Source organism: Cyanothece sp. BG0011 (assembly GCF_003013815.1).
Lineage (GTDB): Bacteria > Cyanobacteriota > Cyanobacteriia > Cyanobacteriales > Microcystaceae > Crocosphaera.
Genome location: NZ_PRLH01000210.1, coordinates 1 through 14857, shown reverse-complemented (window position 1 = coordinate 14857; position 14857 = coordinate 1). Strand labels below are relative to the sequence as shown.

The window sequence follows — 14857 nt, the reverse complement described above, 5'->3', positions numbered from 1 at the left end:
AAAAAAATGTTAATTATGGGGCCGAATTTTTTAGTATTAATCGAGCCTTTAAAGCCATTCGGCGTGCCGATGTTGTCTTATTAGTGATTGACGCTATTGATGGAGTTACAGACCAAGATATTAAACTCGCCGATCGCATTATTGATGAAGGACGGGCGGCCATTATTGTGGTCAATAAATGGGACGCAATCGAAAAAGATTCTTACACCATTTATGAGTATAAACAAAAGGTAATGGATCGACTTTATTTTATGGAATGGGCTGACATTATTTTTGTCAGTGCCATGTCAGGAAAACGAGTAGAAAATATCTTTGAATTAGTGGATGCCGCCGTAGAAGAACATCGTCGTCGGGTGAATACTTCTGTGGTTAATGAAGTGTTAGAAGAAGCGGTTAAATGGCATTCACCGCCTACCAGTAGACAAGGAAAACAAGGGAGAATTTATTACGGAACCCAGGTATCAAGTCAACCGCCAACTATTGCGTTATTTGTTAATGATCCTAAGCGATTTAATGATAATTATAAACGCTATATTGAGCGACAATTTCGCGAACAAATTGGCTTTCCTGGGACTCCTATTCGTTTGTTATGGAGAGGTAAGAAAGTGCGAGATGTTGAACCTAGTTTAAACAGGGCAACGAAAGTATAAACATTTGTAGGGTGGGCAATGCCCACCTTACCTTTATTTATAACCACGTTAAGAGGAATAATCAAATGGAAGAATTATTTGAGCTAAAAAATTTGTTACTAGCCGGTCATATTGATGATGCTTTATTATTGGTTGAGGAACTAACAGAAATGAGCAAAGATGATAAGCTCAATAAAATTTTTAGTTTTGGTAAAATTCTTCTTTTACATCTTATTAAACAAGCGGCAGAAAAAAGAAAAACACGCTCATGGGAATTATCTATTGCTAATGCAGTAAAGGAAATTCAACGGACAAATAAAAGACGAAAAACAAAAGGAACTTATCTTACCAAAGAAGAATTACGAGAGACGCTCGAAGATGGTTATGAATTAGGATTAAAAGCGGCGGCAAAAGAAGCATTTGAAGGTAAATATGAAGCGGAAGAACTAGGGGAAATGGTGGATAAAACAGCTATTATTGATGAAGCAATGGACTTGATTTATAGTTAATTTTTTTGCTTAAGTTTTTATTTCGAGAAATGATGAATTTCCGTAACTGTCTAACCATAATAAGTAGTGTTATAATTAGTCTAATTTTTGTTCTACATTAGCTATAATAGTGATCAATTAAGTAAATAGAAGGGTAAGTAATGAATACCATTGATTTAGTGAAACAAAAAATACACTTGTTACCGCCTAAACAACAAGAAGAGGTTTTAGACTTTGTTGAGTTTTTAATCACAAAATATCAAACCGACAACTCTCATAAATCTGCTGAACAATTAGCAATTGAAAGAATGAAGGATCTTGATGATCCAGACAACCCTGATAAATGGGAAACTGTTGTCGATATTAATGATGAAATTGATGTAGAGTCTAGTTTGGAGAATTTAAAAAAACGTGGGTATAAAGTCAAGGTATCAAGTGAAAGTCAATCATCTTGTTAAAGAAGAAGATTTACCTAAATTATCTGAAGCGTTAAGGAAAGATTTTGAGGATTTTTGTAATTCTATTTTTGTCGAAGATCCTTATGATTGTTTTGGTTTAGATAATCATACCCTTAAAGGAGATTTAAGAGGATACAGAGCCTTAGAAATTGATGAAAATGGAGTGAGTTATCGTTTAGTGTATCGTATTTATGAAAAACCTGCACCTAAACGAGTATTTATTGTAAGTTTTGCAGAACATGATCTCGCTTACAAAAAAGCCAAGGAGAGAAAATAATGACTATAGCAGTAAACAAATGAATTAAGATAGGGAAAATATAAACAGTTAATCAAACTGCTATTATTGATGAAGCAATGGACTTGATTTATAGTTAATTTTATATTACCAACTCTTGATCAGTAAAAATTTTATTCTTATTCTTAATAAGATTTACTCAGAGCTAATCCAGCTAACCATCCTGTCGTCCAAGCACTTTGAAAATTAAAGCCTCCTGTTACTCCATCGATATCTAAAACCTCTCCAGCTAAGTGTAAGTTAGGACAAATTTTGCTTTCCATCGTCGAAAAATTAACTTCTTTTAAATTGACTCCGCCACAAGTAACAAATTCATCTTTGAAAACTCCTTTACCGAGAATTTCATACTCTCCTTGTGCTAATTCTTTAGCCAACTTAACGAGTTCACTTTTAGAAACTTCAGACCATTTTTTTTGAGAAGAAATACCCACAAAGTTAAGTAATTTTTGCCAAAGTCTCTTGGGTAAAGGTAGGGGGGAAAAAGACGAAATATATTGACGAGACTGGCTATATTCAGACTTAATTTCTAGTAATTGTTTCTTGACTTGTTCAGGATTATTAGGAAACAGCCAATTAATTGACAGTAACATTTGATAATTATTTTCTGCTAATATTTTTGCCCCAAATGCTGAGAGTTTGAGAACCCCAAAACCACTAATTCCCCAATGGGTAATGAGCAGAGAACCTGATTGTTGTATTGATTGTTTTTTTCCTTTTCCACATAACTTTAATCCAACGGAATTCATCGAAATTCCTTCTAATCCTTGAAACCGCTCATCCTTAATCTTAAAAGTAAATAAAGAAGGAAGGGGTTTAATAATTTCGTGACCTAAAGATTGGGCTAATTGATAACCTCTACGACTACTACCTGTCGCGAGTAAAATGCGATCGCCTCTTAAGCATTCTCCTTGTTTGAGTGTGATTTCAAAGTGGTTATTTTTGAACTGTAAAGCTACGACTTCTGACTTCAATCTAATATTAATTAAATTAGTTTGTGCTGCTTTGATTAAACAATTAACAATGGTTTCTGAATTATCAGTGACAGGAAAAACACGACCATCTGCTTCGGTTTTTAAACTGACTCCTTTTTTCTCAAACCAGTTCATGATATCTTGAGGTTGAAAGCGAGTAAATGCTCCTCGTAGTTCCCGACTGCCACGGGGATAATAAGTGACTAATTGTGCTATGTCAAAGCAATGATGAGTTACATTGCAACGTCCCCCTCCAGAAATGCGAACTTTCCCCAAAACCTTGGTACTTGTTTCAAGAATGGTTACACGAGTATTAGGATTATTTTCAGCACAAATAATTCCGGCAAAAAAACCGGCTGCCCCTCCTCCAATAATAATAATATCCATTAAACTTATTCGGTTACTTTTCTAATTTCATTATCATAAGTATCACAGATCCCCGATTAATCTCAGGTTAAATTAAGTCTTCCCCACTTTCCCAAACCGTCGTTCTCGTTGTTGATAACTTAATAAAGCTTCGTGGAGGATGTGACGATCAAAATCAGGCCATAGAGTTTGGGTGACATAAATTTCTGCATAAGCAAGTTGCCACAACAAAAAATTACTAAGACGCATTTCTCCACTGGTACGAATTAAGAGATCAGGGTCAGGAATACCCTTGGTATATAAGAAATTTTCAAATAAATTTTCGTTAATATCATCTAAATTAAGTAATCCCTGTTTTACCTGTTGTGCGATCGCCCGACAACTTTGAACAATTTCTTGACGGCCACCGTAATTAGTCGCCACAGTAAATTGAACCCCTGTATTATTTTCTGTATCTTCCATAGAGCGAGAGATTTCTAACTGTAGGGAGGGAGGCAACACGTCTAAATCCCCAACGAAGCGAATTCTCACATTTTCAGCCATCATTTCTTGCAGTTCACGACGGAGAACTCGCTCAAACAGCGTCATCAAAAATTCTACTTCTTCGAGGGGTCGTCCCCAATTTTCTGTAGAAAAAGCGTAGGCCGTCAAGGCAGGAATGCCCCAATCTCGGCAACAACGGAGTAAATCTTTAAGCGTATCTACCCCTCGTTGATGCCCCATAATGCGAGGTAGTCCACGACGTTTTGCCCAACGACCATTACCGTCCATTATGACGGCGATATGTTGGGGAAGACGGGTTTGATTGAGATCGATTGGTAAGTCCTTTAACACAATAGGCTGCTTAACGGTCATTTCTTCTCTTCTGATGAGTTCGATGACAAAGTACGAAAGGTTGTTTGTATAAAGCGTCTTCCCTTTGGTCCGATGAGACGAGTGAGAAGACCCCATCCAGGTGCTACGGACTCTCCCTTAACGAGTAAGGCGAATTTTTTGTCGAGTAGCTCTTTTAGTTTACTGCTAGTTAGGGGACGATCCAAAACTCCTTTTTCTGCTAAGGAAATAGAGCCAGTTTCTTCGGAGACAATAATACATAGGCATTGATCAACGACTTCGGTGATTCCCATAGCAGCCCGGTGTCGGGTTCCCAACTGACGGGAGAAGGTTTTATCGGAGAGGGGTAAAATGACCCCGGCCGAGATAATGCGAGAACCCCGAATAAACACCGCTCCATCATGGAGTAGAGTTTTTGGCTGAAAAATGGTTTGTAAGAGGGCTTTAGAAATTTCTCCATCAATGGGCACTCCTTGATCAACAAAGACCCTCATATCAATTGAGCCAGTGGTTTCAACGACAATTAATGCCCCTGTGCGGTTTTGGGACAGTTCTCTAACCGCGTCTACCAATTCATCCACTACGTTATTGGGTTTAGAGGCGCTGGGTGTGCGCTTGAAGAATTGTAGGACTTTACCTTGTCCGAGTAATTCTAGAAAGCGTCGAAACTCTCCTTGGAAAATCACTGCCATAGCCACAGCAGCCCCTAGGACTAATTTTTCTATGACAAAACTGAGCAGTGTCAGTTGAAATTTTTCGCTGATCACTGCTGCTAACATGAGAATAATTAACCCCCGAACCATGTACAGGGTTCGACGCTCTCCAATAGCCAACAGCATTAAGTAAGTTAATAACAGCACTAAGCCAATATCAACGCTTTTATAAAGTGGCTCTGGGATGAAGTCCGGACCTGGCCATTGTTGCTCAGAAGGCTGACTTGACAGGAAGTAAGATGACAAGATAAATGCTCAGTGAGAACAAAAAGGGATGAGAATAAGGGGATTTAACGAAGAAGCCTTTCGGGTAAACAATCTTGTTGAATTAGATCGTCGTAGGTTTCCCGTTTGATAATCAAGTTGGCTTCTCCTTGATTGACCATAACGGCGGCTGGTCGGGGCAGACGGTTATAGTTGGAGGCCATACTATAGTTATAGGCTCCGGTCCCCATGATTACTAGAATATCCCCTGGATGGGTTTGAGGCAACTGAGCGTCTTTGATCACAATGTCCCCAGATTCACAGTGTTTTCCCGCAATGGTGACGGTTTCGCTGATTTCGGCGGACATTCGGTTCCCTAATGCAACTCGATATAAGGATTGGTAGGTAATAGGACGGGGATTATCGGACATTCCTCCATCAACGGCGATATAGGTTCGTAGTTCAGGAATTTCCTTGCGACTTCCTACGGTATAGGCTGTCACACAAGCTGATCCAATGAGCGATCGCCCGGGTTCTGCGATTAATTTAGGGAGGTCGATTTCACAGCGTTGACAAGCTTTCATTACCGCTTCACTGGCAGCTTTGACCCATTCTTCAATACTGGGGGGATCATCGTCTTCTGTATAGCAAATTCCTAGTCCTCCGCCGATATTGAGTTCGGATAGGTTCAGTCCATATTCTTTCCCTATTTTTAGCCATTCTACTAACACCCCGGCTAAGTCTTGGTGGGGTTGTCTCTCGAAAATTTGCGATCCAATATGGGCGTGTAATCCCCGACAGTCAAGGGTTTTATGTTCTTTGATATAGGTGAAAACGGCTTCTAGTTGATTGGGATCGAAACCAAATTTACTGTCTAAGTGACCGGTGCGAATGTATTCGTGGGTATGACATTCAATCCCTGGGGTCAGTCTAATCAGAATCGGAACAGGTTGTCCTAGTTGCACTAGGGTTTCGAGTTCTAACCAGTTATCAACAATGATGGTACATCCGACTTCGATGGCCTCTTTTAGTTCCGCTTCGGATTTATTATTACCGTGAAAGTAAATTTTTTGGGCAATTTCTTGACTAGAATAACCTAATTGTGTTAAAGATTTTTTAGTCGTATAGAGTTCGCCGCCCGACACCACATCAAAGCCTAAATTTTCGGTCGCGATCACCCCAACCACTGCCAAACAACTCCAAGCTTTTGAGGCGTAAATAACTTGGGATTCTCCTTGGTAGTAAGTTTTAAAGTAGTCTCGATATTGAGCACAAGCGGTTCTCAAAGTTGTTTCATCAAGGACATACAGAGGGGAACCAAACTGTTCAACTAGGGTCTGAAGATCACAACCGCCGATTTCTAAGTGATCTTGATCGTTGATGTTCGCAGTTAGGGGTAATAAAGACTGATTCGGCGATCGCTTGCTTAGGTCTGTTACGTTTTTTGGTAAGTAATCTCGTCCTGTATGAGGGGTTTTGGTTGGTGTCGCTATCATAAATGTCCTAGTCTTAGGGTGTAACTTCGTTAAGGAGTGGGGAGACTTAGCAGAGGAAAGAAAAGATCAAAATTAAGACTAAAAGGTTTTCCATCCTGAAATTTTAGCCCCAATCTTCATTGTAATCTCTCTTTTCTCGTTTCTAAGACACTGTTTCTAAAAGAAATAATAAAAGGCCAGCATGAAACACACTAACCTGATATCCATTATTCTCTTTGTCAGTTAATTCATTGAGGTTTCTTTGTTTTAATTAAAGAAACTCCTCCTAACATACCCAATGCTAATAAACTGATACCACTATTCGGTTCGGGGGTTGTTTGAGCATTTTCGACTTCTCCTTGTACACGAAAGGCCATATCGCCAGTTGTTACCAGACTTATGAAGGAACTACCCCCAAATCTCGCTAACTGACCATCGCCAGAATTAGTATTTAGAGTTGCTTGTGAAAATGTAGTGTTTGTCCCACTCATCCCAATCCAATAAAAAGTATTTGCGTCTAAACTAATAGGAGAAGCAGAAAAGTCAGCAAATTTGCGATTAACCTCACTCCATAAACCGACTCCTTCGGTATCAATCACAGAAATAGTGTCAGTAAAATCATGAATGAGAATATCCGGTGTTCCTGCATTATCAGTCCAGATACGAATGGTTACCGAATCTCCAATAGAATTGAGAGTAGTAGGACTATAAATATCTATACCTGTTAACTGAACAGGATTAGCAAACGAAACAATTTCTGCAAAATTTTGCTGGGTAGAGAGGTTCTGTAAACCCTCAAATACACCCCTAGTTGTTCCTGTGGTTTCGGGACTATAATCCCAGAGAATGGCAGCTTGGACTTTAGCAGTTGATAGAGTAACTAAACTGCCAATAGTAAGAGCTAGTAATTGACAATAAGTTTGTTTCATGAAGATATTCAAGACGCTTTTTTTGTTTCAATTAAAGAAATTATCCCTAACATACCCAATGCTATTGAACTAATATCACTATTCGCTTCGAGTTGACTGGTTTAACAAACTTCATCTTAAAAAACAAGGGGATCTTAAAGAAAATTTCCAAATTGAAAGCAGCGATCGCTCTTAAAATACTGCCCAAACAAGGTAAGGTAAAAAGAGTGGGGTGATAATACAGATAAGTGATTATGAACGCAACAAACGATATTGTTATTATTGGCGGTGGAATCATTGGCATGGCGATCGCAGTCGACTTAAAACTGCGAGGCGCGTCGGTGACGGTTTGTAACCGAAACTTCCCGCAAACGGCCTCAATGGCGGCAGCCGGAATGTTAGCCCCCCACGCCGAAGAATTACCCCCCGGCCCGTTACTGGATTTATGTTTAAAATCTCGCTGGTTATACCCTGAATGGATACGGAAATTACAAGACCTGACCGGCTTGGATCTCGGTTATAATCCCTGTGGTATTCTTGCCCCAGTCTATGATCTCCCTGCTGCTGAGGTTCGCAACAATCATCAAGGTCAATGGTTAGATAAAACGGCCATTCGTCTCTACCAGACTGGGTTAGGGGATGATGTGGTCGGAGGTTGGTGGTATCCCGAAGATGGACAAGTGGATAACCGTCAGGTGATGCAAGCTTTACGGCAAGCAAGCCAACAGTTAGGAATTGATGTTAGAGACGGTGTAACCATTAAAACCCTACAACAAAAACAGGGGAAAGTTACCAGTATTTTAACCAATCAAGGAGAATTAGAAGGCAACACCTACATCATGGCCAGTGGTTCATGGGCCAGTCAAATTTTACCCCTGCCCGTACGCCCCATAAAAGGGCAAATGTTAGCCGTGAAAATGCCTGAGATCCCCGATGAACCCTACCCCTTACAACGGGTTTTATATGGGCCACAAACCTACTTAGTCCCCCGTCAGAATGGACGTTTAATTATTGGTGCAACTTCTGAGGATGTGGGTTGGACTCCCCATAATACCCCCCAAGGCATAGAAACCTTAATTAAACGAGCAACCAAATTATATCCCGATGTCGCTAACTGGGAAATAGAGGAATTTTGGTGGGGTTATCGTCCCGGAACTCCCGATGAATTACCGATATTAGGTCATTATGGTTGCAATAACTTAATTTTAGCCACCGGTCATTATCGTAACGGCATTTTACTGGCACCGGTTACGGCTTCTCTCATTGCCGATTTAGTAATCAATGAAAAATCTGATCCTCTACTCGAACCCTTTAAAGGCGATCGCTTCCACACTCAACCCTCTCCTTCTCCTGCTTCTATGACCCCATTTAACCATTATCCTGTTCCCAAAACCATCAACGGCCATAACGGAACCCCTAGTTTATCTTCTACGGATGAATTAATCATTGCTGGCCGCAAGTTTCACTCACGGTTGATGACAGGAACCGGGAAATATCCGAGTATTCCTATCATGCAACAAAGTGTGGCAGCGAGTGAGTGTGAGATCGTTACTGTTGCCGTTAGACGAGTACAAACCAACGCCCCTGGCCATGAAGGGTTAGCTGAGGCCTTAGACTGGGGTAAAATTTGGATGTTACCCAATACGGCAGGTTGTCAAACCGCAGAAGAAGCGGTTAGGGTGGCTAGGTTAGGGCGAGAAATGGCTAAATTACTCGGTCAAGAAGATAATAACTTTGTCAAATTAGAAGTTATTCCCGATACTAAATACTTATTACCCGATCCCATTGGAACCTTAGAAGCAGCGGAAATTTTAGTTAAAGAAGGGTTTGCCGTTTTACCCTACATCAACGCTGATCCCATATTAGCTAAGCGGTTAGAAGAGGTAGGATGCGCCACGGTAATGCCTTTAGGATCTCCCATTGGTTCGGGTCAAGGGATTCGCACTCAAGCCAATATTGAGATTATTATAGACGAAGCGAATATTCCTGTGGTGGTAGATGCCGGCATCGGAACCCCTAGCGAAGCTTCCCAAGCCATGGAAATGGGGGCGGATGCGGTGTTAATTAATAGTGCGATCGCCTTGGCTAAGAATCCTGTGTTGATGGCTAAAGCCATGGGAATGGCTACCGTGGCCGGAAGATTAGCCTACTTAAGTGGACGGATACCCATTAAAGATTATGCGATCGCTAGTTCGCCTTTAACCGGAACAGTGGTCTGATTTCTCGGTCTTGTCGGCTCCCTCAGCAGTCCAAATATGAATTAATTGGACTGCTAAATCTTGTTTAATCCCGCCATTCTTCTTTACTTAAGAGATCGATGATAGAATCTCTTAGGAGAAAATCATGTCTTTCTAATTCACATTCTACATGAGGCCATTCACGGGCTGGAATATATTTGCAAAGGGTATAAATGGGTTGTCGTCGATGAAGTCTTTTTTCACGAACTAACCTAGCTGCCTCCCCTTTAATTACATCAATTGTGTATGTGGTGGGAGACTGAATGACTTTAACCATAAGGAACTTCCTCGCGGAATTTAACAGACATGATATAAATAATGACCCACCTCTCATTATCCGTCATAAAAGATACAGTCTCAACCAATCAAAACAATTTTTAATGTAATCAAGGGTCAAGATTGGGAGACTGGGAGACTGAGAGACGCAAAGAAATGAGTGATCTATCTTCTTCTCGTCGACCCAACACCCCCGTCCCCCCATCATCTCTGCTAAAGCAAAAAAAGGGAATTAAGAGCAATCTCAGTTTAGAGTGCGCCGGTATTGGCTAACCCTAAGATAACACCAACCCCCAAAATGTGGCCCAAGCTAGTGGTTCCCAGTAAGGCACCTAAACCCATACCCCCAAACAGTTGAGGAGAGGGTAAACCAGGGCCTTCACTGGGTTTAGCAATGGTAAATTTTCCGACTGCGATCGCAAAGATATTGCAGACGATCATAATCATAGCCACTTTGGGACTCCATTGAACGGTAGTAGCAACCGAAGAAGCCGCCAATAACAAGGTAGAGTACATAACAGTGAGTTCTCCTAGAAATAAGGTCTCTATAAGTCTTTAATGTTAAGAATTAAGCGGTTGCTGTCAATACTCACGTTGCAATACTTAACGAAACAACAAATTTTGCTCGAAACCGTATTTCTGTGCTACGATAATATACTGTGCCTTGGAGAGGTGGCTGAGTGGTTGAAAGCGGCTCCCTGCTAAGGAGTTATGGGTTAACGCCCATCGAGGGTTCGAATCCCTCCCTCTCCGCTTCTATTAGTGATCAGCAATCAGTTTTGTCGATCATCGGATCTAGCCTTAGACAAGATAGGATAAATGTACCTATAGGGTAGGTCTTTAAGACAAAATTTACGACAGGAAAAACTGATCTATACTTGAGATTAAAATAAATCAGTGAATGAGAGAGAGATAAGACCATGGATACTGATACTAACAAAATAAAACAAATAGTTGAAAGAGCTTTAGCCGATGGCCGATTATCTCGCCAAGAAAATGACGATATTAAAGCAGCGATTTGGTCTGATGGCAAAGTAACAGAAGATGAAATGAAATTATATCGAGAATTACAACAACAAATCTTTGAAGGAGAGATTATGATCGAGGATTAAAAAGAAGAAAAGATTACTTACTTTCTAGACGAAACAAAAAAATCATTAAGGCCACAACGCCTATCTGTAAAGCAAAATTAGGTAAATTAGTCCCTACCTCTTTTCCTGCGGCTAACTTAGCTAAAAAGACAACAGCCCCAATAAACCCAGAGGCAGCAAAAGCAAGATAGAAAAATTTTCTCAAGCCTTTATAAGGTGCCTGAGCTTCTGCCTTTAGAGAAGCATATTTTTCAGGATCAAGTGGCGGACGAGACTTTTTAGGTGGTTTCTCCATGCAAAAATTCCATTGAGACTGTTAGAATATGATACATTATTAACGTAATCTCATCTCAGGCCACGTTAGCTCAGTTGGTAGAGCACATCACTCGTAATGATGGGGCCGCGAGTTCAAGTCTCGCACGTGGCTTTAAGATCAAGTTAAATAACGAGGGCCAAATCTTAAGTTTAGATTGAGTACCAGGTGATTGCTGAAGATAAGAGACACTATACTTATATAGAGCTAACTATAGGAGTCACTACCCTGACACTCGTGCGACCTCATAAGCCCATTAAAATCGATTTGAATCAAGAATATCCCTGTCCGTGTCGACGACGGGGACATCTTTTACCCATTGTCTTGACAGAAGCGTTTGGCTGCGATCGCTGTCAACAGATTTTTGTTGTCGAAGAAAACGGTCAAACCATCGAACAGTTATCCTCTAGCTATCCTTATAAGCGAGTCTGGCGCTGGACTGGCTACCGTTGGCTAATTATTCGGCCGGGGTTAAGAGACGGCTATCTACCCATCATGACAGGCATGATGGTAGTAATATTAATTGGATGGTTTTTGTTGGCATTGCAATCCTCTCTAGGCCCAAGTATCATCATTGGTATCGCTTTGGCTGGTTTATTGGTGGTTTTGCCAGCAATTATCTTCTGGTTAGCCTATCGACGTTAAGGCAAATTCTATGACCATTCACAGTTCTCCTAACTTGCTATCAACATCGGTTCAACGCTCTTATGATGCTTATTTAGCGTTGGAAACCAGTGATAGTCGAGATCGCTCTTTGGGCATTAAAGCCATGGCTAAAGGACTGAGTGGTTCTTTTGATGCTATTCTCGAAGCCAATACCCTCGATCTCGAAATGAGTAGAGAAATGGCTGTTCCCGACTTACTGATTGAGTGGTTAAAATTAACCCCCGAACGGTTACAAAAAACGGTTGAGATTCTCGAATCACTGGCCGAAATGCCTGATCCGATTCAACAGGTGTTTAATGCACCTTATCGCTTGAATACCGCAGGGACTTATTGTCAACTGATGCCCTTGGGGGTGGTGGCGTTGGTGTATGAAACCTTCCCTGAGTTGGGGGCGATCGCTGCTGGATTTTGTTTAAAGACTGGCAATAGCTTACTCTTACGGGGTTGTAATTCATCAACCCACTCGAATCAAGTCATTGCAGATATCCTACAATCTGCCTTAAAAGAGACAGAACTACCCACAGGATGTTTAGAGGTACTTTCAGGAGAACAAGGGGCTTCTATCCAAGATTTAGTGACGCAACATGAATATTTGAGCTTGGTACTTCCTTATGGTCGTCCCAGTTTAGTTGAACAAGTCACTCAATGGGCAACAGCCCCCGTGCTAAAGTCTGCTATGGGTAATTGTTATTTATATTGGTCTCCTACGGTTGATTTAGATATGGTGCGTTGGGTTATTCTCGATAGTCATGCCAGCGAACCTGATCCGGTCAATGCCATTGAAAAAGTATTAATTAGTCCCAATCAAAACCCCTCAATTTTAGTAAGATTATTTAATATTTTACGGGAAAAAGGATTTGAATTACGAGGAGATGAGATATTAATAGAAGAGTTCAAGGATTATTTAAAGCCTGTTAAAAAATCAGAATGGAAGACACCTTATTTAGATAAAATTATTAGTTTTAAGGTCGTTAATAATTTATCTGAAGGGATCGCTTGGATGAATCAATATAGTAGTGGTCATGCAGATTGTTTAGTGACTGATTCTTATTCAGAAAGTCGTCAATTTGCTACAGAAATTGACAGTGCATTAGTTTATATTAATAATTCTCCTCGTTTTGATCGTCATCCCACCCCAGGAGAGTCTTTATTTTTAGGGGTTTCTAATCAAAAAGGTCATTATCGCGGTTTAATTTCTTTGGAAACTTTTACCACTCTTAAACAAGTTGTTCAGGGAAATAGTAAGTTTTCTATCTGAGTCTTTGCTCTTAATCATTACATAGATTGTGTTGAAAAAAGCTAATAGTGATTAATTAATCACAGGGTTGAAAAATTGGTAACAACTTTCATATAATAATAAAATTATTAAGTTTTATTCAAGGGCAATAACCCTTAAATGAATATATGCTAGGAATTTCCTTATATAGCTCATTATTAGCTAGTATCCATAGTTTTACTATGACTAACCAATCATTTTATCGAGAGAAGAGGAATTTACCTAAGATATTAACTAAAAATGATGACACTAATAAAAATGCTCAGTTAAATCGCCGTTTAGAAGGCATTGAAGCCATAGAAGATTCACCCCTAAAAGTGATGTTGTTAAACGATTTAGCTTTGTCCTATGCAAAAATAAATAATATTGATCAAGCGCTCGCCCTGTTATCTCAATCATTGTCAATTACTAAGACTTTTGAAGATATGGTTTCAAAAATAACAACCCTAGGAACCATTGCTATTAATCATCATAAAATTGGTAAAACCCAACGAGGAATTAAAATTTTAGATCAGACCATTGAGCAAATTAACAGCATTGAAAATCAATCCCTTCAAGGTCAATTATTATTAAATATAGGATTTAAATACGAAGAAATGGGACAAAAAAAAAGATCCCAAACCCTTTTTGCTCAAAGTCAAACCTTAATCGAAAAAGCCTCCCAACCCCTACCAGAATATCCATTTCTAGCAACAGAAACGAATCTTAAACTAGGATTAACTGGCAACTTTCAATCCTTTAGAGATACCACTGCTGCTGTGGGAATTAATCTTAACTTATATAAACAATGGACAAGAGAAGATATTGCTATCGATGGAAGTCTATTTCTTAACTTTGATAGCAGTCGGGCTGTTAATAATTATCGTCCCAATAGTTTGATTTTCTCAAGCTATCGTCGTCATTTTGATGATCAATGGAGCTTTTTTGCGAATGTGTTTAATAGTACCAACCAAGATTTATTTGCTGCTAAAAATGATGATGAGGATTTGACTATTATTAGTAATTTATTAATAGGGGCAGGACTCAATTTATGGCGAGGTAATTCTCCCCGTGATTTTTTAGATTTTCAAGTCGGAATTGGACCCCGTTATGAATATGATTTTATTGATTTTGAAGAACGACAGAATAACATTCACCCAACTTTGGGGGTTCTTTTACTAGGTAGAAATTTCTCCGTGGGAAAAACTAAATTAAATCAAACATTTGCTATCATTCCAGCATTAGATGATTTAAACAACTATACGATTACTTCTGATACTAACCTGTCGATTCCTATCAGTGATCAATGGTTTCTTAGGAATCGTGTCTTTATGCGTTATCGTAATGAGGTCATTTATGAAGACAATCCTCAATTAGAATTTTTGTTTACTACGGGGGTACAATATGCGTTTTAAAATCACAAGTATCATAAAATTTTTAAAAATCTTTAGTCATTTCTATTAAAAATTATGTTCAAAAAAAAATTAAAGTTTATTATTATTCTTGGTTTGAGTTTTCTTTTGACTCTTACCTCAATAAAACCCAGTTTAGGACAAATTTCTCTGTTTTCTCCATCCACTAATCCTCAACCAGCACAAACAGCACCGTGGGATCTCAATAAGGCTTATACTTGTGGAAGATTTTGGTGTAGTGATGTTTATATTTATGATGACTCAAA

The 14857-nt window shown here is 39.6% G+C and carries 17 protein-coding genes, 2 tRNA genes and 1 pseudogene; 12 read left to right on the top strand and 8 right to left on the bottom strand.

The features are described from left to right. The 4 genes from C4E06_RS26745 to C4E06_RS26730 form a co-directional block, all read left to right on the top strand. The coding region (locus tag C4E06_RS26745; protein ID WP_232826394.1) for a GTP-binding protein at window positions 1-650 on the top strand (650 nt) is incomplete at its 5' end. 65 nt (window positions 651-715) lie between these two features. Beyond that, window positions 716-1138: a DUF29 family protein gene (locus C4E06_RS26740; protein ID WP_107671362.1), complete on the top strand. Its 423-nt coding sequence runs from the start codon at window positions 716-718 to the stop codon at window positions 1136-1138. A 140-nt stretch (window positions 1139-1278) separates the two neighbouring features. Beyond that, window positions 1279-1575 carry a DUF2281 domain-containing protein gene (locus C4E06_RS26735; RefSeq protein ID WP_107671361.1) on the top strand — a complete coding sequence of 99 codons (297 nt, stop codon included), beginning with the start codon at window positions 1279-1281 and terminating at the stop codon, window positions 1573-1575. After that, window positions 1553-1852: a type II toxin-antitoxin system RelE/ParE family toxin gene (locus C4E06_RS26730; protein WP_232826393.1), complete on the top strand. Its 300-nt coding sequence runs from the start codon at window positions 1553-1555 to the stop codon at window positions 1850-1852. The genes C4E06_RS26735 and C4E06_RS26730 overlap by 23 nt, the downstream gene beginning before the upstream one ends. Window positions 1853-1995: 143 nt before the next feature. Here C4E06_RS26730 and C4E06_RS26725 read toward each other — a convergent pair whose 3' ends face one another. The 5 genes from C4E06_RS26725 to C4E06_RS26705 all read right to left on the bottom strand — a co-directional run bounded on the left by C4E06_RS26725 (window position 1996) and on the right by C4E06_RS26705 (window position 7362). Continuing rightward, a complete protein-coding gene (locus C4E06_RS26725) occupies window positions 1996-3228 on the bottom strand; it encodes an NAD(P)/FAD-dependent oxidoreductase (protein ID WP_107671359.1) in 1233 nt (410 codons plus the stop codon). A 72-nt stretch (window positions 3229-3300) separates the two neighbouring features. Then, complete coding sequence (locus C4E06_RS26720; RefSeq protein ID WP_107671358.1) at window positions 3301-4062, bottom strand: isoprenyl transferase; 762 nt, start codon at window positions 4060-4062, stop codon at window positions 3301-3303. Beyond that, window positions 4059-4940: a diadenylate cyclase CdaA gene (cdaA, locus tag C4E06_RS26715; RefSeq protein WP_107671363.1), complete on the bottom strand. Its 882-nt coding sequence runs from the start codon at window positions 4938-4940 to the stop codon at window positions 4059-4061. The genes C4E06_RS26720 and cdaA overlap by 4 nt, the downstream gene beginning before the upstream one ends. Before the next feature lie 104 nt (window positions 4941-5044). Then, window positions 5045-6454: a diaminopimelate decarboxylase gene (gene lysA / locus C4E06_RS26710; RefSeq protein ID WP_107671357.1), complete on the bottom strand. Its 1410-nt coding sequence runs from the start codon at window positions 6452-6454 to the stop codon at window positions 5045-5047. 227 nt (window positions 6455-6681) lie between these two features. Further along, window positions 6682-7362 carry a hypothetical protein gene (locus C4E06_RS26705; protein WP_107671356.1) on the bottom strand — a complete coding sequence of 227 codons (681 nt, stop codon included), beginning with the start codon at window positions 7360-7362 and terminating at the stop codon, window positions 6682-6684. 233 nt (window positions 7363-7595) lie between these two features. Here C4E06_RS26705 and thiO point away from each other — a divergent pair, with 233 nt between their 5' ends. Then, window positions 7596-9560 carry a glycine oxidase ThiO gene (gene thiO, locus C4E06_RS29400; RefSeq protein ID WP_107671355.1) on the top strand — a complete coding sequence of 655 codons (1965 nt, stop codon included), beginning with the start codon at window positions 7596-7598 and terminating at the stop codon, window positions 9558-9560. Between the two features lie 64 nt (window positions 9561-9624). Here thiO and C4E06_RS26695 read toward each other — a convergent pair whose 3' ends face one another. Then, complete coding sequence (locus C4E06_RS26695) at window positions 9625-9855, bottom strand: DUF4327 family protein (protein ID WP_107671354.1); 231 nt, start codon at window positions 9853-9855, stop codon at window positions 9625-9627. 248 nt (window positions 9856-10103) lie between these two features. Continuing rightward, window positions 10104-10370: a photosystem I reaction center subunit PsaK gene (psaK, locus tag C4E06_RS26690; RefSeq protein ID WP_107671353.1), complete on the bottom strand. Its 267-nt coding sequence runs from the start codon at window positions 10368-10370 to the stop codon at window positions 10104-10106. Between the two features lie 150 nt (window positions 10371-10520). Between psaK and C4E06_RS26685 the strand changes: the two genes are divergently transcribed. Both C4E06_RS26685 and C4E06_RS26680 read left to right on the top strand, forming a co-directional pair. Continuing rightward, a tRNA-Ser gene (locus C4E06_RS26685) sits at window positions 10521-10607 on the top strand. A gap of 167 nt (window positions 10608-10774) precedes the next feature. Continuing rightward, window positions 10775-10966 (top strand): hypothetical protein, encoded by a 192-nt coding sequence (locus C4E06_RS26680; RefSeq protein ID WP_107671352.1) that lies wholly within the window; start codon window positions 10775-10777, stop codon window positions 10964-10966. 13 nt (window positions 10967-10979) lie between these two features. On the opposite strand, the gene C4E06_RS26675 is transcribed toward C4E06_RS26680, so the two are convergent. Continuing rightward, entirely contained in the window at window positions 10980-11240 is a 261-nt protein-coding gene (locus tag C4E06_RS26675; RefSeq protein ID WP_107671351.1) for a DUF3493 domain-containing protein, read from the bottom strand. Between the two features lie 59 nt (window positions 11241-11299). Between C4E06_RS26675 and C4E06_RS26670 the strand changes: the two genes are divergently transcribed. The 5 genes and pseudogenes from C4E06_RS26670 to C4E06_RS26650 form a co-directional block, all read left to right on the top strand. Continuing rightward, a tRNA-Thr gene (locus C4E06_RS26670) sits at window positions 11300-11372 on the top strand. A gap of 123 nt (window positions 11373-11495) precedes the next feature. Beyond that, entirely contained in the window at window positions 11496-11903 is a 408-nt protein-coding gene (locus C4E06_RS26665; protein WP_024750311.1) for a hypothetical protein, read from the top strand. A 10-nt stretch (window positions 11904-11913) separates the two neighbouring features. Continuing rightward, the gene (locus C4E06_RS26660) at window positions 11914-13182 is read left to right on the top strand and encodes a glutamate-5-semialdehyde dehydrogenase (RefSeq protein ID WP_107671350.1); all 1269 of its coding nucleotides are present in this window, start codon (window positions 11914-11916) and stop codon (window positions 13180-13182) included. Between the two features lie 200 nt (window positions 13183-13382). Further along, a complete protein-coding gene (locus C4E06_RS26655) occupies window positions 13383-14594 on the top strand; it encodes a DUF481 domain-containing protein (RefSeq protein WP_198649069.1) in 1212 nt (403 codons plus the stop codon). Window positions 14595-14648: 54 nt separating this feature from the next. After that, window positions 14649-14857 (top strand): annotated as a pseudogene (locus C4E06_RS26650) (mechanosensitive ion channel family protein); the annotation flags it as partial.

Coding starts and splice junctions, on each gene's coding strand:
- C4E06_RS26740 (WP_107671362.1), top strand. CDS start 716: ATGGAAGAATTATTTGAGCTAAAAAATTTGTTACTAGCCGGTCATATT.
- C4E06_RS26735 (WP_107671361.1), top strand. CDS start 1,279: ATGAATACCATTGATTTAGTGAAACAAAAAATACACTTGTTACCGCCT.
- C4E06_RS26725 (WP_107671359.1), bottom strand. CDS start 3,228: ATGGATATTATTATTATTGGAGGAGGGGCAGCCGGTTTTTTTGCCGGA.
- C4E06_RS26720 (WP_107671358.1), bottom strand. CDS start 4,062: ATGACCGTTAAGCAGCCTATTGTGTTAAAGGACTTACCAATCGATCTC.
- lysA (WP_107671357.1), bottom strand. CDS start 6,454: ATGATAGCGACACCAACCAAAACCCCTCATACAGGACGAGATTACTTA.
- C4E06_RS26705 (WP_107671356.1), bottom strand. CDS start 7,362: ATGAAACAAACTTATTGTCAATTACTAGCTCTTACTATTGGCAGTTTA.
- thiO (WP_107671355.1), top strand. CDS start 7,596: ATGAACGCAACAAACGATATTGTTATTATTGGCGGTGGAATCATTGGC.
- C4E06_RS26695 (WP_107671354.1), bottom strand. CDS start 9,855: ATGGTTAAAGTCATTCAGTCTCCCACCACATACACAATTGATGTAATT.
- psaK (WP_107671353.1), bottom strand. CDS start 10,370: ATGTACTCTACCTTGTTATTGGCGGCTTCTTCGGTTGCTACTACCGTT.
- C4E06_RS26680 (WP_107671352.1), top strand. CDS start 10,775: ATGGATACTGATACTAACAAAATAAAACAAATAGTTGAAAGAGCTTTA.
- C4E06_RS26675 (WP_107671351.1), bottom strand. CDS start 11,240: ATGGAGAAACCACCTAAAAAGTCTCGTCCGCCACTTGATCCTGAAAAA.
- C4E06_RS26660 (WP_107671350.1), top strand. CDS start 11,914: ATGACCATTCACAGTTCTCCTAACTTGCTATCAACATCGGTTCAACGC.
- C4E06_RS26655 (WP_198649069.1), top strand. CDS start 13,383: ATGACTAACCAATCATTTTATCGAGAGAAGAGGAATTTACCTAAGATA.